Here is a 21,561-nt window from a genome sequence, read left to right as displayed (position 1 = left end):
ACACTCCTCTGTACTTAACTTTCTCTTAGATAGCGATTATATAGCCGGGCCGCTTCTTTATTGGTATATTGATTCCCTTGAATGGCCTGCAAACGGGTTTGTGGCGGAATCCGCTGTAATTTTGACATAGCTACTAAAGCTTCGTACCAAACCGCTGGCGCTTGATCCAATTTAACTCTTTTTACCCGTTCAAGGCCTAAATCGGTCTCGGCAGGTAGATTAAAAGACATAACCACTGGAACACCCGCCGCTTGACTTTCAATGGCTACCGTTCCTAGCCCCTCACGTAAGGAAGGAAAGATTAAGGCATCAATAACCGGGAAGAATGGCGCAATCGGTGAAATCCTTCCTAAAAGACTGACCTGTTGGTCTAGCCCCCTTTGTTGAACTTCAGCTTGCAATTCATGCATCAGTTCACCTTGCCCCACAATCAAAAAACGTCCGGGCAAATGATGTTCTTTCATATATTGGGCAATATCTAGGGTAAGCCGATGGTTCTTTATCGGGTCTAATCGACCTATTTGACCAAAAAGTAAATCGTCTTGCTGAGCTCCCAAATTTGTTCTGCCTTCTAGACGCAAGGTGCGGTAGTCATCAGGATCATAGAGAAAATCGGTGGGATCAATACTATTAGGGATCCGCATCATCTGTTGACTAGGAATCGAATAGCCAAAAAGTGATTTAATAGCTAAAGTCGAGCACCCTAGATAGCCATCAGATAAGTAGCGATTAATCTGTTGATTGACTTGGACACTCATTTGTTTACTTATCCGGCGATCTGAATCATCTAAAATATGATGGGCATGAATATAAAAACGTTTCACACCATAAGGCCGAGCTAATATTTTATAAACGCCAGCCCGATAGCCTGCAATATGACAATGAATCACATCATAAGGATAAAGTTCAAGAACCCGCGTATAAGAATGTTTAAAACTACGCCAGCCTTCTTTCTTAGGATTCTTCAATTGATAGACATCGCCGCCGGTATGTTGAATCTGCTGGCGAAAGCTATCAGGAACCTCTGAATAGGTCACCACATCGAATTGAATATTAAAAGCATGAACTTGACTCGCAATATTTTGAATAAAGGTGGAGATTCCTCCACCATAACTGGACATGATATGTAAGACCCGCAAGGTCTTTACGGTGCGTTTCGGCTCCATCAGCCTTTCACTCCTTGTACTAACCCTATTATTATGAACAGCCAGAATATTGGTCTATTATGGCTTAAATTGAAGAAAATAACCAGAATAAATGAGAATAATCACGAATATTTCATAAATTATTCCCAGAGAATATCTGTTTAAACAATTTATTATATTCGTGATTGTTAATTAATTTTCGTGAAAGAGATCACGACTATATACTTTATCAGCTACATCACTTAATTCCGCTGAATAGCGATTACTTAAGATTAAATCAGATTGCTTTTTGAATTCGGTCAAATCGTTCATAACTTGGTAACCATGGAAGGATTTACTAGTCAAGGTTGGTTCGTAAATAATTATCTCAACCCCTCTAGCCTTCAATCGTTCCATAACTCCCTGAATAGCTGATTCACGGAAATTATCAGAATCTTGTTTCATCGTCAACCGATATACACCCACCGTCTTTGGTCCACGTTCGGCCACGGCTTGCGCAATGAAGTCTTTACGCGTAGCATTGGAATGAACGATGGCTTCGACCAAGTTATTCGGTACCCCTTCAAAGTTTGCCAGCAGTTGCTTGGTATCCTTAGGTAAACAATAACCCCCATAACCAAAGGATGGATTGTTATAATGATTACCAATCCGTCGATCTAAGCCAATGCCTCGAATAATCGATTCTGTATCCAAACCTCTAACTTCAGCATAGGTGTCTAATTCATTAAAGAAAGCAACCCGCATGGCCAAATAAGTATTGGCAAAAAGCTTGACTGCTTCAGCTTCGGTCGAGTTCATAAATAAAACAGGCACATCTTCTTCGTCGGCCCCTTCTAATAATAAATTGGCGAAGTTTTTAGCCGCCGCTGAATGGTCCCCAACAATAATCCGGCTAGGATGTAGATTATCGTATAAAGCTCGTCCTTCACGCAAGAATTCGGGCGAGAATATAATCCGATCTGTTTGATATTTTTGGCGTTGTTTTGCCGTATACCCGACAGGTATGGTTGATTTGATGATAATTGTGGTTTGTGGATATTTTTGAATCACTTGTTCAATGACTCCATCGACAGATGACGTATCGAAATAATTCGTTTCTTCATCATAGTTGGTAGGGGTGGCAATAATCACATAATCCGCTTCAGCAAAAGCTTGATCCCCCTGGATTGTGGCAGTTAAATGAAGGTCTTTTTCTATTAAATATCTTTCAATATCTGGGTCTTTAATATGGGATTCCTGCCGATTTAAGGAAGCAACAATTTCTTCATTAATATCTATGGCAGTAACTTGATGATGTTGGGATAAGAGCACCGCGTTTGAAAGACCCACATAACCCACACCGACGACAGCGATTTTCATAATTTCCTCCGCTCTAAATACTGGTATATAAGGTAATTTCAAATTGATTTAAAAAATATTGATAACTGACAAATTTAATCCATAAGGCGAACGGCATGTTTGTCTGCACAGTTCCATATAAAGCTTGTGACCAGGCCTCAAAATCATTGGAGAAGAGAGCCAGCGACCAATTATGCAAGTATTGCATCCAAATATTAATCTGTCGCTGATTCCAATCCATCTGACTTTCGATTTCACTCTTAGCTAGAATATGATGCATCTGGCGCTTAGTGAGCGTTTCAGAGCTCCCTGCTTGCACCATAATCCGATCGAGGTGGTAATCGTGGTCGAATTGAAACCGTTGTCCCGGAAATTGATCAACCAACTCAGCTAACTGATCGTAATCTACTAACCAATAATAATCAATCGCTTCTTGGCTTAATTGGCTAACTTGACTGCCAATCTGTTCAAAACTTGTGGAATCTAACGAGGAAAAATCATCCTGAGCTAAGTCTAATCGCTCTGGATCCAGCAACTTAACCTTGATTTCTTTAGCTGACAAATTGGCAATCGCTAAACTCGTGATTGATTTAGCTTCTAGCCGACCTTCATCTGGATAATCAAGGCCAAGCAAAAGAATATTAATCCCAGATTCAAGCGTAGAACCTTGTCGCTGGAAGGACAAGTTATCATCTACATAAGCATTTATATAGGCGCGTTCACTTTGATGGTAGCGCATCGACAAGAAAAAATATACCATGACTAAAGCTACCATTAAGATAAATAAAAAGGCTAACCAACGAGCCCGTTTCTTTGATGAAGCGGTTGAAGATTCGAAAGAATAGAATGTCTTGGGTTTCACCCTAATACCCCCTATTCAGCTTGATAACCTTTGGGATTCTTCTGCTGCCAGTTCCATGAGTCTCGGCACATCTCCTCCAGTCCACGCTCGGCTTTCCATTTAAGCTCCTTTTCAGCCAAAGTAGGATCGGCATAAGAAACGGCCACATCCCCAGGTCGTCGCTCGACGATTTGATAAGGGACTTCAACCTGATTCACCTTCGCAAAGGTGCGGATCAGTTCTAACACACTGTAACCCAGGCCGGTGCCTAAATTATAGATGGCGACCCCTTTTTGATTTTTTAATTGATCTAGGGCACGGACATGACCTTGACCTAAGTCAACGACATGGATATAGTCACGCACACCCGTTCCATCTGCTGTCGGATAGTCATTGCCATATACCGACAAGTATGGTAATTGACCAATAGCTACTTGACTGACATAAGGCATCAAATTATTAGGAATGCCTTGGGGGTCTTCACCAATCAGGCCAGATTCATGGGCGCCAATCGGATTAAAGTAACGCAGAATGGTAATCTGCCAGTCAGGATCGGCTTTCGCCAGATCCAAAAGAATTTGCTCCATCACAATTTTGCTATAACCATAAGGATTGGTCGCTTGGCCCACTGGCAAAGATTCTTTTAAGGGTGATGGATGATTCTGACCATAGACGGTAGCAGAAGATGAGAAGACAATCTGCTTGACCTGATATTCTTGCATGACTTCTAAAAGATTTATGGTTCCGCTAATATTGTTATGATAATACTTCAAGGGCTGAGCAACAGACTCACCAACCGCCTTGAAAGCAGCAAAATGAATAACTGCTTCAATCTGATGTGCTTGGAACACAGCGGCCAGTGCTTGCCGATCTAAAATATTAATCGTATAAGTGGGTACTTTATAATTTGTTATTTGTTCAATTCGTTGGATAACTTCGGGAGAACTGTTTGAATAATCATCAACAATGATGGGTTGATAACCGGCTTGGATTAATTCAATCACGGTATGACTGCCGATATAGCCCGCTCCTCCAGTAACTAAGATAGACATTGTTGGACCTCCTCGGTTTTATTTGCTTCCGAATCATTATAGCATAATCTGTTGACCGTCCGAGAGAAATTCGAATAAAACTCAATAAGTTTCTGAGCCCCCCTATAGATATAAAATCACTATGTTAAGATTTAAAGGAATTCAATTTAAGTCTTTCTTATCTTTTGGTATAATACATTAGAATTAATTTATTTACTGAGGATGGTGCGGATGAGTGAAGCTTTAATTATTTATACCAGTTTAACTGGCAATACCGAAGCCTGCGTCGATATCGTCGCAGATGCCTTAGAAGAACATGGGATTAATGTAACCATCTATGAAGTCATGGATGCTGAAGCCGAAGATTTCCTCGACTTTGACATCGTGATGGTGGGTTCCTACACCTATGGCGTCGATGGCGTGTTACCGGATGAGATGGAAGATTTCCATGAAGATCTCAGTCAATTAGATCTGTCAGGCAAAATTTATGGAGTCTTTGGCTCAGGTGACGATTTCTATCCGGTCTTTTGCTCAGCGGTTGATGATTTCGAAGCAGCCTTTGACCAAGCGGGTGCCACCCAAGGCGGCCCTGGAGTGAAAGTTAATCTATATCCTGAAGAAGAGGATGAAGCAGAGTTGCAACGTTTAGTAGCTGATATTGTCCAACATTTAGACTAAATTAAAATTAGAAAGTGGGAAAACAAAATGTTAAAGAATTTTGATCAATTACTCGCTAAATATGCAGATTTAATTATTCATAAAGGTCTCAGTGTTAAGAAAGATGATTATGTACAGATTAACGCCGATATTGAAATTGCTCCGCTTGTTCGTTTATTGACTAAGAGTGCCTACCAAGCTGGGGCCAAAGAAGTGGTCATTAAATGGGTTGACGATGACATTACCCGCCTCAATTTTGAACATATGGCCACTGAGGATTTAACCGATATTCCTCAATATAAAGTGGACGAAGCCGAAGATCTATTGGAAAAAAGAGCCAAACGCATTGCCCTACGTTCAGCTAACCCAAATGCCTTAAAAGGGATCGATGCGAAGAAGATTTCTGCGGTAAACTTAGCCAATTCTAAGGCCTTAGAATTTGTCCGCAATGCTACCCAAGCCAATGTGGTCTCTTGGATTGTGGCCGCTGGAGCTGGTAAAGAATGGGCCAAACTGGTCTTCCCTGACTTAGAAAGTGAAGAAGCTCAAGTGGATGCCCTTTGGGACCAAATCTTTAAGACCGCTCGGGTCTATGAAGATGATCCAATCAAGGCTTGGGATGAACATGAAGCTCGTTTGCAAGAAAAAGCAAAATTCTTGAATGATAACCAATTTGACGCCCTTCATTACCAAGCACCTGGCACCGACCTGACGATTGGTTTACCTAAGAATCATATTTGGGAATCTGCTGGGAGCCATAATGAGGCAGATGAAGTCTTTATTGCCAATATGCCTACTGAAGAAGTCTTTACCGCTCCAGATTTCCGCCGCGCTGATGGTGTAATTCGTTCGTCTAAGCCACTGGCCTATGGTGGAACTGTTATCGACGGCATGACCTTTACTTTTAAAGACGGTGAAATCGTTGATGTTACTGCTGACGAAGGTCAAGATACAATTCGTAATTTAGTCTTTGACAACGAAGGATCTAAATCTCTAGGAGAAGTCGCTCTAGTAGCGCATCGCTCACCTATTTCGCAATCTGGCCTAACTTTCTTTAATACCCTCTTCGACGAGAATGCATCTAACCATATTGCCGTCGGACAAGCTTATCCTTCAAACTTGCAAGGGGGAACGAAGATGTCAGCTGAGGAATTAAAAGAAGCCGGCTTAAATCGGTCAAATGTCCATGTTGACTTTATGGTGGGGAATGCAGAAATGGATATTGACGGTATCCGCGAAGACGGTAGCCGTGTGCCAATCTTCCGCAAAGGAGAATGGGCTATTTAATGTTAAATAAAGGAGAGATTTCATGAATGATAAGGAGAAAAAAATTGCTCTTGAGCAAGAAATCAGTAAACAACTCGGCCAAATGGACGAACGCTTTGACCGAAGCGGATGGTTTTATATTGTGGTCTTAATTATCTTACTTTTTGTTGCCCTAGCAACTTTTATGTATTTTTCCAATACCGTTCCTGAAACTCCGAGCGGGTCGATTGAAGAAATGGACCAACGTATTGAAAGCCTAGAAGAACGCGTGAAAGAATTAGAAGAACAGATTGAAAGTGAAGCTTGAGACTGGGGACGAGATTAAATGAAGCTATTACATATCAACTCATATTTTTCAACGACGCCTTTGTATGCGCAATTATACAACCGTCAAGTTGATCAAGGGCTAGATATTGATGTTTATGTCCCAATTGCCCGCCAATTTCCTCAAGAACGCTTGGCCGTCTCAGGAGTTTATAGTCGTTGTGTTCGAGTCTATAACCAAGTCGATCGACTCTTCTTCCATTTGAAACACTATAAAATTCTCAAAGACTTATTAGGTCAGTATCAATTCTCAGAGTTTGATTTAGTCCATGCCCATTCGCTTTTTTCTAATGGTTGGTTGGCCTATCAATTGAAGCAACGGTTTGGCCTAGCTTATTTGGTGGCAGTACGAAATACAGATATCAATACCTTCTTCGGGCGAATGCCTTGGCTGAGATCAATGGGAATTAAGATTCTTCAGGAAGCCAATCAAATCATCTTTATTTCCAAGAATACCGAACAAATCTTGTATGATAAATATATTCCAGAGAAATTGCGGGCGGAATTGCAAGGTAAGAGTCAGGTCATTCCTAATGGCATTGATGCTTTCTGGCATCAACAACAAGGACAGGCTAGAAACCTGCCTCTACAGCAACCGCTTAAAATAGTTTCTACGGGCAAAATTATGGGTCTGAAACGCTTCCCTCAACTGGCAGCCATGGTTCAAGCATACAACGATGCTTTGGGACCTGCTGAGCTCCATATCGTCGGACCCGATTGGAACCCTAAAATTGTCGCAGAGTTACAAGCCCACCCCTTGGTTCACTATCATGGGCCCAAAGCCAAAGAAGAACTCAGCCAACTCTATCGGGAGATGGATCTCTTTGCCTTGCTCTCCGCTCCTGAAACTTTCGGCTTAGTCTATGTTGAGGCCATGAGTCAAGGACTCCCCTTGATTTATACTAAAGGGCAAGGCTTTGATAGTTACTTTCCTAATTACCAGGTGGGCGTCAGCGTTGATCGCAATGATACAGATGGTTTTATCGATGCGATTAAATATATCGAAGACCATTATCACCAGCTGAGTCAAGCAGGCATCGTTGCCAGCCGACAATTTGACTGGGATCAAATTCAACAGCAATATTTAAACATCTACCAAGCAATATTAAAGGAGGATTCCCTTGACTAAAGTTAGAAAAGCAGTGATACCCGCTGCTGGTTTAGGTACTCGTTTTCTACCTGCTACCAAGGCTATGGCCAAAGAGATGCTACCCATCGTTGATAAACCCACCATTCAATTTATTGTGGAGGAAGCGATGGCTTCAGGTATTGAAGATATTCTGATTGTAACGGGAAAGTCCAAGCGAACGATTGAAGATCATTTCGATTCAAATATTGAATTAGAGGAGTTCCTAAATTTGAAGGCTCAAGAAGAACTTTTAGCCTTAGTTAAAGAAACAACCGATATCAATCTATTCTTTGTTCGCCAATCCTACCCCAAAGGATTAGGACATGCCGTCCTTCAAGCCAAAGCTTTTGTCGGTAATGAACCATTTATTGTCATGCTTGGTGATGACATTATGGCCAGCCCTGTGCCTTTAACCAAGCAATTAATGAATGTGTATGATCAAACCCACGCTTCGGCCATTGCGGTGATGGTAGTTCCTCATGAAGACACTTCAAAATACGGGATTGTAGCTCCTGAAGGCGAATTTGCTCCCGGCATTCACAATGTCAATTATTTTGTTGAAAAACCAAAACCCGAAGACGCACCAAGCAATCTAGCCATTATTGGGCGTTACCTACTAACCCCTGAGATTTTTGAACTTTTAGAAACCCAAAGTCCAGGAGCAGGTGGTGAAATCCAACTTACCGATGCGATTGACCGCTTGAATAAGACCCAAAGAGTCTTTGCCAAAGAGTTCACCGGTCGACGTTACGATGTTGGCAATAAACTTGGATTCCTTGAAATGAGTATTGAATATGGGCTTAATCATCCACAAATCAAGGACCAACTCAAAGATTACATTATTAAACTGACGGATGATTTCCTAGCTTAACCCACTTTAATAATTGGGACGCTTTGTCAATACAGTGCATAATAAGAGGAGGGTTACTTTCTAAAGCCTCCTCTTATTTATATTACAACCATAAAAAACGCCTATAGCCAGGATGACACCTCAAGCTATAGGCATATACTTATTTACGTTTTAAACTTAGCTAACAATCTCTTCTTGATCGGTCAGCAAGACGGGGCCATCTTTGGTAATGACTAGAGAATGTTCATATTGGGCACAATAACCCCCATCACGAGTCCGGGCTGTCCAACCATTATCATCCATCTTCATCCGCCAAGTCCCGGTAGTAATCATCGGCTCTATGGTGATAGTCATGCCTTCTTTTAAGCGTTGGCCTTTACCAGCTTCACCATAATGAGGTACCATCGGCCCTTCATGTATCGTTGGACCAATCCCATGACCGACGAAATCACGCACGACGCCAAATCCTTGAGCTTCAACATAGGTCTGAATAGCATGGCCAATATCGCCGACCCGATTCCCCACTTGAGCTTGTTCAATGCCTAATTCTAGGGCTTTTCGGGTCACATCCATTAAGCGTTGATGTTCCGGATCAATCTGCCCGACTGCATAGCACCAACAAGAATCTGAAATCGCTCCGTCCAAATCGACACAGAAATCAACTTTGACAATGTCTCCAGCTTTCAAAGCGTAAGAAGATGGGAAACCATGGCAGATTTCATCATTGACACTGGTGCAAGTGGCAAATTGATAGCCTTCGTAGCCAATTTGAGCAGCCACAGCATCTTGACTTTCAATCTTATCTTGAACGAAACGATCAATTTCTGCCGTGGTCACCCCAACCTTGATAAAGTCTCTCAACTCCCGGTGAATCCCGGCCAGGATAGCACCTGATTCTTTCATAAGGGCGATTTCTCTGTCTGACTTAAGTGTGATCATCTTATATTACTCCTTCTCTGATAGCTCCCATTCAAATTCTAAGCGACTGGCTTCATCTCCAGTCGTTAGATTTTTTATTTTAAAGCTGGTCTTTTTTTGATCGTCTTGGACATTGGTGTCAGCATAGATTAATATCTGCGCTTGTGGCAAGATTTCCTGACCATACTTCACATTGACCATTAAAGGTAACTGCCAATCTATATTCAGCTGCTTCATCGCTTCAAGACACCAACGGATGTAGACTAAATTATTTACATGTTGATTTTCATCAATATCACTCATCTTAATAGCATACGCCAGACTAGGGCCATCTTCAAGTCCTTGAGGTAATTTAATTTTTCTAAATTTATATTGTTGGTCCCAATCAATCAAATCTGCCTGAATAAATTTATCCGTATCGAGCCGAACGACATTGCGCTCTTTAAAATCAATTCCGACAAATTGAATATGAATTTCCGCACAAACTTGGTCGTCTTGGATGACCCGGAAATAGCGTGCAACAAAAAAACTATTTAATTGCACCACCCGTGTATCAATTGTGTAGGTCTGATTGATTTTGGGAAACTGGTACAAACGCAAATGATATTGAGTAATGACCCAAATGGAATACTTTTCGTTAAACAAATGCTGGTCTAAATCGCGGCGGAAAATCTGATCATGGTCTACCGAAGTCTTAAGCACATTCTCTAATAGAACCATAATCTGTTCCTGGGCATTCAAAGAAGTGGCTTGTTGATATCTTGCTTGGTAAATCCCATCCTGTACATTGAAAGACATGTTATCGCTCCCTATTCAATTACTTGTGTCTTTGCATAACTTCATCATAAGGCATAAACTGCTTAAACAAAATAATAGTGAAGAGACTGAATCATCTCTCCACTATTTTTAATCCCGATTAGCTAGTAACTAGCGGGTACGTTTCAGAATAAACGAAATTACGGCAATTAATATAATTGCACCTAGTATGGTTGGAACAATATAGAATCCTCCAACTTCAGGTCCGAAACCGGCAAAAAATTGGTTACCAACCCATGATCCTAGGAATCCTGCAATAATATTACCAATAATTCCACCTGGGATATCTTTACCCATAATCAAACCAGCAAGCCATCCTAAAACTCCACCTACAATAAGTGACCAGATCATTTGTTTCACCTCTTTCTAGTAAAAGGAATTCTTATACTGTCTTAATTATAAGCCTATCTGAAATTACAGGCAAACAATATACACTAGCGCATTGTCACAAATTCTTCAGACCCGGTTGGATGGATGGCAATAATAGCATCCCATTGAGATTTTGTTGCTCCCATCTTGATGGCTACACCAAAGCCTTGGATCATCTCATCAACACCATAACCAATCCCATGCATACCGATGACCTTCTCTTCTTCCCCTAAACAGACCAATTTGAAATCACAGGCCTGACGGTGATTCCCTGCAGAATGGTACATTGAGAAGAAGCGACTTTGATATACTTTAATCTGGTCTGAACCAAATTTCTCTTTAGCCTCTGATTCGCTGTAACCAATCGTACCAATCGCTGGATGGGCGAAAATCACGGTCGGAATATTCTGATAATCGATGGCCGAGCTTTCAGCCTGATTAAAGAGAAATTCAGCGACTTGACGACCAGCTCGGATAGCTACCGGTGTCAAGGCTATCTTGCCACTCACGTCGCCGACTGCATAGACCCCTTTAGCGGTTGTTTGATGACTATCATCGATTTTGATATATCCTTGATCATCTAGCTCTATACTGGTCTTGTCGAGTCCTAAGTTTTCGGTATTGGGAACCCGACCAACAGCGGCCACCGCTTTGTCGACAGTGAGTAGAACCTGACCGTCTTTCAGACAATCAATGCGTCCATCAGAGGTCTTTTGAAAGCCATCAAAGCTCAAATTCTTGTGCAGATGCAAGTTAGACGCTTCCATATGCTTGACCAAATTATCTGAGAGCATTTGATCGAAGCTTCTTAAAGGACGGTCGTGGCGAATTACCAAATGAGTTTCAACGCCTAAGGCTTGATACATTTGTGCTAATTCTACCGCGACATATCCAGCCCCAAGGAAGGCGATTGATTTGGGGAGTTGATTCCATTCGAAGACATCATCTGAATTCTCCAGTAAGTCACTTCCGGGTAAGTCCAATGGTGCCGGACGCCCCCCGGTCGCAATAATGATGTGATCCGCCTGATAGAGTTCGCCATCGGCCTCAATCGTATGGTCATCAACAAATTGACCATAAGCCGAAATATATTCGACCCCGTTCTTTTCAAATTGATTCAGATATGAATCTCGGGAACGTTGAATATAGGCATCGCGACTGGTTCGAAATTTCTCATAATCAAAACCAGCGACCTTGATATCGAAACCATATTCAGGGCCTAGAATCTGACTGGCTTCAGCAATTTGACTGGCATACCAACCAATTTTCTTTGGCACACAACCTCGGTTCACACATGTTCCACCTAGGTCCTTGCCCTCTATTACAGCGACATTGGCCCCGTACATACCGGCCCGATTGGCAGAAGCAATGCCTCCGCTCCCTCCACCAAGGACGATCAAATCATATTTTTTCATAGTAAGGCCTCCAATCTTATAAGTCTTTATTAGTTTAACCCAATTAAGCTGAAATCGCTAATAGAAGGATTTTTTGACCGGATTTATCTACTGGAGAAACAATTTCGTTAAAGAATGACAACTGCTCAAATTAAGATTATTTACATTAAAATCAAAAAGAGACCTAATAGCCGAATAATGAACTACTAAGTCTCTTGAATTGCTTGATTGACGCTGAATCATGTTGATTTGAACAGAATTCGATGCAATGAGAGTCCAGTGTTACTAACCCTACTAAATAATCGCTTGATATCTTTGGTCAGCTTGATCATGAAGGTCGATGGCTCGTTGGTAGTATTCTAACAAGGTTTGACTGGCATTCTCCCAAGTATAGCCTTCCACCGCTCGCCGACCTGCTAACTTAAATTTCTGAAGAAGTAAGGGTTGGTCCAAGACCTTAAGAGCTTCCATCAGGCTAGTTTCATTGTTGTTCTCGAAAGTAATCCCTGTCTCCATCGGTTTAATTTGTTCCAAGGTTGGTTGGCTTTCAGCAGCAATTACTGGTAAGCCGGAAGCCATCGCTTCGGAAATGACTAAGCCGAAGGTTTCAGAAACTGACGGGAATATAAAGGCATCACCGGTAGCAAAGGCTCTGGATAATTCTTCCCCATATTTAAAGCCAAGGAAAGTTGTCTTGGTCCCGGCAAAGTAGGTCTGTAATTCTTCTCGCTCAGGGCCATCCCCAACAAAAGCTAAACAAATATCATCCCGATGGTTAAAAATATTCTTTAACTGGCGAAGACCTTTTTCTGAGGCTAAGCGGCCAACATAGACCAATAATTTTTGATGATTCATATGAAAGGTCAACTCTTCATAGAGTTTCGAATCAAAGTATTTAGGATGACGACCACTCAAATCTAGTCCACGAGGTAGCACGGCCTGGGTCTCAATCCCATGTTCTTCGAGCTCTTCTAATAAGCTCTTTGACACGGTAATATTATAATCAGCTTGCTTATGCCACAGGCGGATATATTCCCAAAGAACTGGCTTTAACAGACCCATATTATAGTAATCCAAATAATCAGGCATATGGGTATGGTAGGAAGTCAATAAGGGAATATTTAGTTTGGTCGCATAATGTACAGCTGAAGTTGCTAGTGAGAATGGATTGACTGCGTGGACAATATCCGGATTGAATTCTTCAATAATCTGACGAATCTGTCGGTTGGGTAAGCCCCAAGGCCGGGTCCCATAAAAAGGGAATTTAATCGTATCCAAGCCCTTAACTGGAACACCTTGATATTCTGTAATACCTAAATCAGGGGATAGGACTAGGACTTCATGGCCTCGTTTCTTGAAATCAACGACAAAATGAGCTAAGCGGGTACAAATTCCATCAGTTGCCGGATAAAAAGTCTCTGTAGCTATAAGAATACGCATAACAATCCTCCACTTCCTTATCTACTCAACTTTAATTATAGGCCTTCAATGTAAATTCATTGTAAAGTTTTTGTAAAGATTCTAGCCCTCACTCGCCTTATCTTTTTTTCTTGGTTTGCCTTTATTTTTTCGATCTTTATGACGTTCTTTCTTTCTTTTGGACTTTTGAGGAGCCGGAGGTGCTGACTCTTGCCGAGGAGACCGCTTTAATTTCTTAACCGGCTGCGATTTATTCGTATCTGTTTCCCCTTTATCTTTTGGATCACTGTTTATCGCAGCTCTACTCAGTTGACCTTGGTAAATTATAGATTCAATCAAATCAATCTTTGCTGGTTGAAGGATGTTTTGTAAATCACGGGCTTCCTGCTCATTCACTAATGAAAGCACCTGACCTGGCTGTCCCATCCGACCCGTCCGTCCAGAACGATGAAGGTAAGTTGCTAAGTCTGTCGCTAAATCAAAATGAATCACAAAAGGAATCTCCGCGATATCTAGACCTCGACTGGCTAAATCCGTGGTTAAGAGGAATGTAAAGTTTCCTTGATGGACTTGATTCAAGGCTGCTTTACGTTCAGTCGAGTGAAGCTGACTATATAAACGCAGACACGCAATACCTTGTTCACTCAGATAATCAAAAGCTCGATCAATCTCGTCAATGTGTTTCACAAAGACAAGAGCTTTCATCCCAGGCAGATGGGCTAATCGTCTGAGAGCATCAAATTTCTTCCGCTGATGACAGATTATATAATGATGTTGTACTTGCGATGTATCCCCTTGAGCTTGGATTAACTGAATTTCTTGGGTCTCCTTTTGAAATTCAGCCAATAAGTCCTGATCAACTGTGGCCGAGACCAAGACAAATTGTAAACCCAAGGGTAAACGTCGATGTAGTTCCAACAGATCGGCCCGATGTTCCTGACTAATCAGAAAGTCGGCTTCATCCAAGACCAAAAATTTAATAGAATGAGGCTTGATCTTCCGACTTTGTTCTAAAATTTGTAGCAAACGACCTGGGGTCGCCACCATAATTTCAGCTTTATGTTTTAAGGCTTCCATTTGTCGTTTTAAATTGACGCCACCTACCAGCTCTTGAATCTTTAAGCCAAAGATGTCGGCCCAATCTCGGCCAACCTTGGCAATCTGCAAGGCTAATTCCTGGCTAGGAGCTAGAATCAATAATTGTAGTTGTTGGTTAGCTTCCACGCTTTGCATCAAAGGTAAAAGATAGGCCAGGGTTTTACCGGAACCGGTCGCCGCCTGGAGATAGACCGACTGTCCGGACAGAATCGCCGGGCGGGCCAGAGCTTGAATCGGCGTCATCTTTTGATATCCTTTTTCCTGCCAGCGTTCTTGAATCGCCATTAATTTCTCTTGTCTTTCCATCTTAACCTCGCTGACTATTGCGTCCCATGGATTGTCTTAACAATTCCATCACCTGAGTCACTTGCAGACTAAGTTGCTTGTAAGATTCATAGCGCACCTGACCTTCAATCTTATCTTTATCTCGCAACATTTCGCAAAAGGCTACCGCTTCATCATATAATTGATTCTCTGGCGTATAAGCGACCAGATTTGCTGATGCGCCAGCACAATCAATTAATTCCACCTGGGAAATCTTGCTTAATTCATAGACCAGAATCGTCTCATCATCAAAGTAAAATTCGCTGGGCAGAATTGAATGAGAAACCATGGAACAGAAAATATTAATCTGGAAACCAGTATAGTCTAATCGAATCGTCCCCAAGAGATCAACCCCATTATGCCCCCGAATTGGTCGATAACTTAGGCTCTCGGGCATGCCAAATAAGTCAACCACCAGATAAATTGGATAGACCCCCAAATCCATCAAATTCCCCGTTTTCATTGCTGGATTAAAGACATTGGGTAGTAAGTCTGGCTGGTCTTTGGCCGCCAAATATTGAACATATTGGTCGTTATATTTGCCTAAATTAAGGTTCGCCCCCAAGAAAGGTTGTTCAGCATCTTTCAATTTATGCTGGATAATCTGTTTCATCCGCTTATAGTTTCGATTATGGACATGCTTCGCCGCTTCAAAGACCAGTACACCCATTTTGTCAGCCATATCCATCGCCTGATGCCATTCATCCACACTGGTAAACATAGGTTTCTCAATGATACAATGTTTGCCGGCTTTGATCGCCTTCATCGCTTGCGGGAAATGTAAGGCATTAGGACTGGCAATGTATATGACATCGACCTCTGGATCAAAGATAAGATTATTCAACTCATCAGTATAATAATCCGCTTGATAAACCTCGGCGATATCCCGACCATTATCAATAGACCGAGAATATACCGCCTTAAGATGGAAGGTATTGGATAACTGAATAGCTTGAATAAATTTCTCAGTAATCCAAGAACTGCCAATGGTTCCGATATTTAACATAGCTTTCTTTCCTCACTCTCGTATTATCATTCATATTCAGTCAAAAAAGCATCCACCTATTTACCCTGATTCATTGTAAAGAGGTGCATGCTTCTGCTAGCGATCACCAAGGAGGATTGACACTCATTATTCTACCCAACTTATGCTCTCTATGATTTTGTTCCTAGCAAAGACTAAACTGTTTATAAATTCATCTTACTCTAAATTCTGACTGGCTACAAGTAAGTATTGGTCTACATCGGCGGCTAAGTGTTTCAAACTATCGGTTTCAAAGGGTGACTTCAAATGACCCAAGGCTACTAATTCCAAGAATGACTTGGTACCGCCAACCTGGCATAATTCCAAATAATCAGACCAGGCACTGGCATCTTCTTCCACATGATTTCGTTGCCAGAATTGTAAGGCACACATTTGGGCTAAAGTATAATCAATATAGTAAAATGGTGAAGAGAAGATATGACCTTGTTTGAACCAGAAACCACCCCGTTCAAAGAAATCATTGCCATCACAATCTTTCCATGGCAAGTACATTTGTTCTAACTCACGCCAACGTTGTTTCCGCTCAGCAGGTGTCCATTGTGGATGTTCGTAAACTTCATGTTGGAAATGATCGACCAAGACACCATAAGGTAGGAAAGTAATGGCCCCCCCTAGATGGGCGTATTTATATTTATCAGTTTGGTCGCCGAAGAATAATTCCATCCATGGCCAAGCGAAGAATTCCATACTCATTGAATGAATCTCACAAGACTCATAAGTTGGAAAGACAATTTCCGGAGCAGAAATCCAGCGACTTTCATAAACCTGAAAAGCATGACCCGCTTCATGCGTTAAAACATCGACGTCCCCAGAGGTTCCATTAAAGTTTGAGAAGATAAATGGAGAATTAAAATCAGGCATATAGGTACAATAACCACCTGCCCGCTTCCCTGGCTTAGTCACTAAATCCATTAAGCGATGCTTAACCATGAAATCGATAAATTCGCTGGTTTCTGGTGAAAGTTCAGAATACATCTTAATCGCAGCATCAAGGATTTCTTCAGGAGTGCCTTCCGGGGTGGCATTGCCATCTTCAAATTCAATTGGTAAGTCATAATATTTCAATTCACTCAGACCCAAACGTTCTTGTTGACGTTGATAGTATGCTTGAGCTACGGGTACTACATATTTAAGAACTTCCTGACGATATACCTCTACATCAGAGCGATTATAATCCAAGCGATTCATACGCGCATAGCCCATCTCAGTGAAGTCTTTAAAGCCTAAATCTAAAGCCATTTGATTGCGGACTTTCACCAATTCATCATAAATTCGGTCAAAGTCCTCTTCATGATCGGCAAAGAATTGAGCTAAGAGTTCATTCACCGTTTGACGCTCTTGGCGGTCCGTCGACTGCATAAACTTACCTAGGCCAGGAATATTGTAAGTTTGACCCTTATACTCAATGGCAGCCGAGGCAATCAGTTTGTCATATTCAGTGGTCAACTTATTCTCTTGTTGTAAGAGTGGGATAATTTTAGAATCAAAGACCCGGATAGAATTTTCCGCCATTTTGACCAAGGTTGCTGGGAATAATTCGGCATAGTCTTCAAGATTTGCTAAGTCGAGAACTGCTTTATAATAACTCGTAACCCATTCTTGAATAATAGGTAGATGTTCATCCCAGAAAGCCATCTCTTCTTCGTAGAAAGCATCTCGGGTATCAATTGAATTACGAATTGAAGCCAGAGTTGCTTGGGTTTCAATCATCGTCTGTAAATCTTGGATATTTTTAATGGCATTCTTAATGTCTTTGGCTTGGTTTGCCTGCTTAATTTGTTCAATATGTTGATCAAAGTCCGCCTTGACAGCCTCTAAATCAGGGCGGCGGTAAGGAAATTCAGAAAATTTCATCTTCTCACTTCTTTCTAATATACTTCATTCAGTATAGCATAAGTCAGAAGAAAATTACTTATATTTGTGATAAAATGTAGGGTAGCTTAAAGGTATTCTTGAAAGAAGGGGTTTGATGCAAGAAAAATATAGTTACCAGGGTCGAGTATGCCAACTGAAGCTGATTCCAACCCAGCAAAATCCTTTGGTACATGTTAAACTAGCCCTTTCAAATCAGGAAACGATCAATGCCTTGATTGGCCGCAAAGCACTGAGTTTCTTACTAGATGTTCAAGAAGGAGACCAAGTGGCCATCTTCGGTCATTATAATCATAAGCAGCAATTCATTATTGAGAAATATTTAAATGCTAAAAGCCATAGCAACCAACGCCCTGATTTACCTAGCCATCTACACTATCCCCATCGAAAGGAGGACTAAACATGGCGAAGAAACCTGTTTCCATTACCAACGAAGAATTAGCTCATCAAGCAGCCGTTCGTGATCGGATCGAAGCCAAGTTGAAACTCTTGCCCGATTTACCTGGCTGTTATATTATGCGCAATGCCAAGGATGAAATTATCTATGTCGGTAAGGCCAAAAACTTAAAAAATCGAGTACGCTCGTATTTCCGTGGGGCCCATGACAGTAAAACCACAAAATTGGTTTCTGAAATTGATCACTTCGAAACCATTGTGACCAATAGTAACAAAGAAGCTCTGATCCTAGAAATTAATCTCATTCAAGAATATAAACCCCATTACAATATTAAATTAAAAAATGGGACCATGTATCCCTACTTAAAGATTACCAAAGAACGCGATCCCCAATTAATCATTACCAATGATGTGAAGAAAGATGGGGGAATTTATTTTGGTCCCTTCCCCAATGTCTATGCAGCGACAACAACCCAACAAGTCCTGCACCGGGCCTATCCCCTACGTCGTTGTCCAAAAAATGAAAAGCGAGCCTGCTTCTACTATCATATCGGCCAATGTATCGGTTGCTGTGATCATGAAATATCCGTCGAACAATACCAAGAACAAATTAATAAGATTAAACAATTTTTCAATGGCGATACCGCCAGTATCAAAAACCAGCTTAAAGACAAAATGCAAATGGCAGCAAAGAATCTCGACTTTGAAATGGCCGCCGACTACCGTGATCAGATTAACTACATCGAAACGACGGTGGAACGACAAACCATCATGAGTCAAGATTATGACAATATGGATGTCTTCAACTATTATCTCAATCGCGGTTGGATTTCCATTCAAGTCTTTATGTTACGCCAAGGATCCATCTTAAAACGCAAGGCGACCATCTTTCCTTCATATGGTAGTCCAGAAGATGAAGTTACGACTTACATAGCTCGTTTCTACCAAGAAGGTCAAGAACTCAAACCTAAGGCAATTCTAGTTCCGAGTGATGTCGATCATGAAGTTTTGCATGATTTCTTGGACTTACCTGTAACTACACCCTTAAGAGGAAAAAAACGAAGCATCTTAGAACTCGCTGAAAAGAATAGCAAGCTGGCATTAGATGAGAAATTCCGGCTCATGACTATGAAAGAAAATAAAACCAAGGGAGCCATTGCTGATCTAGCGAATGCGCTAGATATTCCGGAACCCGTATATATCGAAGCCTTCGACCACTCCAATATCTCCGGCAGTAATAATGTCTCTGGCATGGTTGTCTATCGCAACGGTCGACCTGAACGTAAAAATTATCGCAAGTTCAAAATCAAAACCTTTGAAGGGGCTAACGAATTCGCTGCCACTCAAGAGGTCATCCGTCGCCGTTATGTCCGTTTATTGCAAGAAAATAAACCCTTGCCTGATTTAATTTTAATGGACGGGGGAATTATTGAAACCCGGGCTGCACGCGATGTTTTAGAGAATGAACTTGGCTTATCAATTCCAGTAGCCGGCATGGTCAAAGATGATAAGCACAAAACGGCCGCCCTATTGGATGGCTATCGTGAAGAACTGGTTGATCTGGACCATCGTAGTCAAGGTTTCTTTCTTTTACAACGAATTCAAGAGGAAGTCCATCGCTATGCCATTTCTTATCACCGCCATGTTCGCAGTAAATCCCAATTTGGATCGCGTATTGAAGAAATTCCTGGTGTTGGACCGAAGACCCGGACCAAATTGCTCAAACACTTTAAAACATTGAAGCGAATTAAAGAAGCCGAAATCGAGGAGATTGCAAGTCTGGGGATTCCACGACCAACAGCCGCTCGGATTCTTGAGCATTTGCAAGAAGACCAAAGCAAAGAAAAATCGTAAAATATTAGTAACAATTCATTCATATTGACTAATATCATATAATACACGACTTAGGCATTTTAAACACGGGATTTCAAATCAATGGGCACCGTCTTTCGCTTATTCTATAAGCTACAAACTTACTTTACGACTCAGTCCCTAAAAGCCATAGGCTTCAAGGGACTGATGTGGGTAAAGTATGCTGATCCGTTGATTTTTTATCTCCGTGTTTATGTCTAAGTCGTGTAAAACGTTATAGATAAAATGTAACATTATTCTTTTCATATATATGCTTGGTCTATAATTTAACATCAATACTCTGACCTAGCTTATGTCGTCCTTCAAAGCACAACCTTTTCCGGACTAAATCCACTAGATAAGCTCTAACCGATTCATCGGCAAGAGCTTGTACGCTACGTGGATTTTCTTTGGCTTGCGAGTACTTGGATTCAATTTTATCTTTGGCCAGAAATAGCGACCGGTATTTTTTGAAATCTTCTAGATAAACAATAAAATAAACTGTTAAATACCCTCTTGATGTGCTTTTAATTATTGGGCATTCCGCTTATTCTATAAGCTACAGACTTACTTTAGGCCTCACCTCCCAATAATTGACAACTTCAAGGGACTGTTGTGGGTAAAGCATGCTGATTCGTAGATCTTTATCTCCGTGTATAGAACTAGGTTTGGTTCTGTTGCGAAGTTTGAAAATCAAACGCGCCCTCTCTGAACTCCAAATATCTTAGGCTGTTATTCCCATTAATACCTTGATTTCAGTAGACACCGAAAAGCCGAAGAGCGTTCCATTTCTTCGGTTCTTTTTATATATTCCTCGAATGGTCTCCATGCCCTTAATCGTGGAAGAGGCTGTACGGAGACTTTGATAAAATTTATTTCGTCGTTTAATAGGTCGATGGTCTTGTTCTATTAAATTGTTAAGATACTTCACAGTTCGGTGCTCTGTCTTAGTATATAAACCCACACTCTGTAACTTTCTAAAGGCGGAGCCAAGAGAAGGTGCTTTATCGGTCACAATTGCTTTCGGCTCACCAAACTGTTTATGGAGTCGTTTTAAGAAAGCATAGGCTGCTTGCGTATCCCGTTTCTTTCGTAACCAGATATCTAAGGTTAAGCCGTCCGCATCAATTGCACGATAAAGATAATGCCAACGTCCCTTAATTTTGATATAGGTTTCGTCCATTTTCCATGAATAGAAGGATTGTCTATTTTTCTTCTTCCAAAGATAATAGAGGACTTTGCTGTACTCTTGCACCCAACGATAAATCGTAGTATGACAAACATTTATTCCACGATCATATAACAATTCCTGAACTTCACGATAGCTTAGATTGTAACGCAGGTAGTAACCAACAGCGACAATAATGACGTCTTTTTTGAATTGTTTGCCTTTAAAATGATTCATTACTCTGTCCTCTCTGTCTTTTTTCTCAATTTTACACTAAAATAGATTTTTTGGAAAACTTTGCAACAGAACC

At 41.3% G+C, this 21,561-nt stretch carries 20 protein-coding genes; 7 read left to right on the top strand and 13 right to left on the bottom strand.

Annotated elements, in window-relative coordinates:
* Positions 1–14: 14 nt before the first annotated feature.
* The 4 genes from BMX34_RS05800 to galE all read right to left on the bottom strand — a co-directional run bounded on the left by BMX34_RS05800 (position 15) and on the right by galE (position 4,376).
* Positions 15–1,166 carry a glycosyltransferase gene (locus tag BMX34_RS05800; RefSeq protein WP_092571788.1) on the bottom strand — a complete coding sequence of 384 codons (1,152 nt, stop codon included), beginning with the start codon at positions 1,164–1,166 and terminating at the stop codon, positions 15–17.
* A gap of 171 nt (positions 1,167–1,337) precedes the next feature.
* Complete coding sequence (locus BMX34_RS05795) at positions 1,338–2,504, bottom strand: nucleotide sugar dehydrogenase (protein WP_092571786.1); 1,167 nt, start codon at positions 2,502–2,504, stop codon at positions 1,338–1,340.
* Between the two features lie 13 nt (positions 2,505–2,517).
* Positions 2,518–3,345, bottom strand: a complete 828-nt coding sequence (locus tag BMX34_RS05790) for an LCP family protein (RefSeq protein ID WP_092571784.1) — start codon at positions 3,343–3,345, stop codon at positions 2,518–2,520.
* Positions 3,346–3,356: 11 nt separating this feature from the next.
* Positions 3,357–4,376: a UDP-glucose 4-epimerase GalE gene (gene galE / locus BMX34_RS05785; RefSeq protein WP_092571783.1), complete on the bottom strand. Its 1,020-nt coding sequence runs from the start codon at positions 4,374–4,376 to the stop codon at positions 3,357–3,359.
* 210 nt (positions 4,377–4,586) lie between these two features.
* On the opposite strand from galE, the gene BMX34_RS05780 reads away from it, so the two are divergent.
* From BMX34_RS05780 to galU, 5 genes are read left to right on the top strand one after another with little or no spacing between them, the layout of a single operon-like run.
* Entirely contained in the window at positions 4,587–5,033 is a 447-nt protein-coding gene (locus tag BMX34_RS05780) for a flavodoxin (RefSeq protein WP_092571781.1), read from the top strand.
* A gap of 27 nt (positions 5,034–5,060) precedes the next feature.
* Complete coding sequence (locus BMX34_RS05775) at positions 5,061–6,299, top strand: aminopeptidase (protein WP_092571779.1); 1,239 nt, start codon at positions 5,061–5,063, stop codon at positions 6,297–6,299.
* Positions 6,300–6,321: 22 nt separating this feature from the next.
* Entirely contained in the window at positions 6,322–6,585 is a 264-nt protein-coding gene (locus BMX34_RS05770) for a hypothetical protein (protein ID WP_092571777.1), read from the top strand.
* A gap of 18 nt (positions 6,586–6,603) precedes the next feature.
* Complete coding sequence (locus BMX34_RS05765; protein ID WP_092571775.1) at positions 6,604–7,731, top strand: glycosyltransferase family 4 protein; 1,128 nt, start codon at positions 6,604–6,606, stop codon at positions 7,729–7,731.
* The gene (gene galU / locus BMX34_RS05760; RefSeq protein ID WP_092571772.1) at positions 7,724–8,602 is read left to right on the top strand and encodes a UTP--glucose-1-phosphate uridylyltransferase GalU; all 879 of its coding nucleotides are present in this window, start codon (positions 7,724–7,726) and stop codon (positions 8,600–8,602) included. Before BMX34_RS05765 ends, galU begins: the two co-directional genes overlap by 8 nt.
* Positions 8,603–8,758: 156 nt before the next feature.
* On the opposite strand, the gene map is transcribed toward galU, so the two are convergent.
* The 8 genes from map to BMX34_RS05720 form a co-directional block, all read right to left on the bottom strand.
* Positions 8,759–9,520: a type I methionyl aminopeptidase gene (gene map / locus BMX34_RS05755; RefSeq protein WP_092571770.1), complete on the bottom strand. Its 762-nt coding sequence runs from the start codon at positions 9,518–9,520 to the stop codon at positions 8,759–8,761.
* A 6-nt stretch (positions 9,521–9,526) separates the two neighbouring features.
* A complete protein-coding gene (locus tag BMX34_RS05750; RefSeq protein ID WP_092571767.1) occupies positions 9,527–10,297 on the bottom strand; it encodes an acyl-ACP thioesterase domain-containing protein in 771 nt (256 codons plus the stop codon).
* 129 nt (positions 10,298–10,426) lie between these two features.
* Positions 10,427–10,666: a GlsB/YeaQ/YmgE family stress response membrane protein gene (locus BMX34_RS05745; RefSeq protein ID WP_092571765.1), complete on the bottom strand. Its 240-nt coding sequence runs from the start codon at positions 10,664–10,666 to the stop codon at positions 10,427–10,429.
* A gap of 83 nt (positions 10,667–10,749) precedes the next feature.
* Entirely contained in the window at positions 10,750–12,099 is a 1,350-nt protein-coding gene (gene gorA / locus BMX34_RS05740) for a glutathione-disulfide reductase (RefSeq protein WP_092571763.1), read from the bottom strand.
* A gap of 273 nt (positions 12,100–12,372) precedes the next feature.
* Entirely contained in the window at positions 12,373–13,518 is a 1,146-nt protein-coding gene (locus tag BMX34_RS05735) for a glycosyltransferase family 4 protein (RefSeq protein ID WP_092571761.1), read from the bottom strand.
* 81 nt (positions 13,519–13,599) lie between these two features.
* Positions 13,600–14,901, bottom strand: a complete 1,302-nt coding sequence (locus BMX34_RS05730; RefSeq protein WP_092571759.1) for a DEAD/DEAH box helicase — start codon at positions 14,899–14,901, stop codon at positions 13,600–13,602.
* Position 14,902: 1 nt separating this feature from the next.
* Positions 14,903–15,925, bottom strand: a complete 1,023-nt coding sequence (locus tag BMX34_RS05725; RefSeq protein WP_092571757.1) for a Gfo/Idh/MocA family protein — start codon at positions 15,923–15,925, stop codon at positions 14,903–14,905.
* A gap of 195 nt (positions 15,926–16,120) precedes the next feature.
* The gene (locus tag BMX34_RS05720; RefSeq protein WP_092571755.1) at positions 16,121–17,818 is read right to left on the bottom strand and encodes a M3 family oligoendopeptidase; all 1,698 of its coding nucleotides are present in this window, start codon (positions 17,816–17,818) and stop codon (positions 16,121–16,123) included.
* Positions 17,819–17,933: 115 nt separating this feature from the next.
* On the opposite strand from BMX34_RS05720, the gene BMX34_RS05715 reads away from it, so the two are divergent.
* The gene (locus BMX34_RS05715) at positions 17,934–18,236 is read left to right on the top strand and encodes a hypothetical protein (RefSeq protein WP_092571753.1); all 303 of its coding nucleotides are present in this window, start codon (positions 17,934–17,936) and stop codon (positions 18,234–18,236) included.
* Positions 18,237–18,238: 2 nt separating this feature from the next.
* Positions 18,239–20,086 carry an excinuclease ABC subunit UvrC gene (gene uvrC, locus BMX34_RS05710; RefSeq protein ID WP_092571751.1) on the top strand — a complete coding sequence of 616 codons (1,848 nt, stop codon included), beginning with the start codon at positions 18,239–18,241 and terminating at the stop codon, positions 20,084–20,086.
* A 721-nt stretch (positions 20,087–20,807) separates the two neighbouring features.
* Here the strand turns inward: uvrC and BMX34_RS05705 are convergent.
* On the bottom strand, positions 20,808–21,488 hold the full coding sequence (locus BMX34_RS05705; RefSeq protein ID WP_002319817.1) for an IS6-like element ISS1N family transposase: 681 nt from the start codon (positions 21,486–21,488) through the stop codon (positions 20,808–20,810).
* Positions 21,489–21,561: the final 73 nt, after the last annotated feature.

This window comes from Ignavigranum ruoffiae (assembly GCF_900110675.1).
Lineage (GTDB): Bacteria > Bacillota > Bacilli > Lactobacillales > Aerococcaceae > Ignavigranum > Ignavigranum ruoffiae.
This window is presented reverse-complemented; position numbering and strand designations above follow the sequence as displayed.

Bases quoted from the DNA above. Each gene is read 5' to 3' on its own strand.
- BMX34_RS05800 (WP_092571788.1), bottom strand. From the start codon at position 1,166: ATGGAGCCGAAACGCACCGTAAAGACCTTGCGGGTCTTACATATCATG.
- galE (WP_092571783.1), bottom strand. From the start codon at position 4,376: ATGTCTATCTTAGTTACTGGAGGAGCGGGCTATATCGGCAGTCATACC.
- BMX34_RS05795 (WP_092571786.1), bottom strand. From the start codon at position 2,504: ATGAAAATCGCTGTCGTCGGTGTGGGTTATGTGGGTCTTTCAAACGCG.
- uvrC (WP_092571751.1), top strand. From the start codon at position 18,239: ATGGCGAAGAAACCTGTTTCCATTACCAACGAAGAATTAGCTCATCAA.
- BMX34_RS05745 (WP_092571765.1), bottom strand. From the start codon at position 10,666: ATGATCTGGTCACTTATTGTAGGTGGAGTTTTAGGATGGCTTGCTGGT.
- BMX34_RS05775 (WP_092571779.1), top strand. From the start codon at position 5,061: ATGTTAAAGAATTTTGATCAATTACTCGCTAAATATGCAGATTTAATT.
- BMX34_RS05770 (WP_092571777.1), top strand. From the start codon at position 6,322: ATGAATGATAAGGAGAAAAAAATTGCTCTTGAGCAAGAAATCAGTAAA.
- BMX34_RS05735 (WP_092571761.1), bottom strand. From the start codon at position 13,518: ATGCGTATTCTTATAGCTACAGAGACTTTTTATCCGGCAACTGATGGA.
- BMX34_RS05750 (WP_092571767.1), bottom strand. From the start codon at position 10,297: ATGTCTTTCAATGTACAGGATGGGATTTACCAAGCAAGATATCAACAA.
- BMX34_RS05730 (WP_092571759.1), bottom strand. From the start codon at position 14,901: ATGGAAAGACAAGAGAAATTAATGGCGATTCAAGAACGCTGGCAGGAA.
- BMX34_RS05720 (WP_092571755.1), bottom strand. From the start codon at position 17,818: ATGAAATTTTCTGAATTTCCTTACCGCCGCCCTGATTTAGAGGCTGTC.
- BMX34_RS05780 (WP_092571781.1), top strand. From the start codon at position 4,587: ATGAGTGAAGCTTTAATTATTTATACCAGTTTAACTGGCAATACCGAA.
- BMX34_RS05765 (WP_092571775.1), top strand. From the start codon at position 6,604: ATGAAGCTATTACATATCAACTCATATTTTTCAACGACGCCTTTGTAT.
- BMX34_RS05725 (WP_092571757.1), bottom strand. From the start codon at position 15,925: ATGTTAAATATCGGAACCATTGGCAGTTCTTGGATTACTGAGAAATTT.
- BMX34_RS05715 (WP_092571753.1), top strand. From the start codon at position 17,934: ATGCAAGAAAAATATAGTTACCAGGGTCGAGTATGCCAACTGAAGCTG.
- map (WP_092571770.1), bottom strand. From the start codon at position 9,520: ATGATCACACTTAAGTCAGACAGAGAAATCGCCCTTATGAAAGAATCA.
- gorA (WP_092571763.1), bottom strand. From the start codon at position 12,099: ATGAAAAAATATGATTTGATCGTCCTTGGTGGAGGGAGCGGAGGCATT.
- BMX34_RS05705 (WP_002319817.1), bottom strand. From the start codon at position 21,488: ATGAATCATTTTAAAGGCAAACAATTCAAAAAAGACGTCATTATTGTC.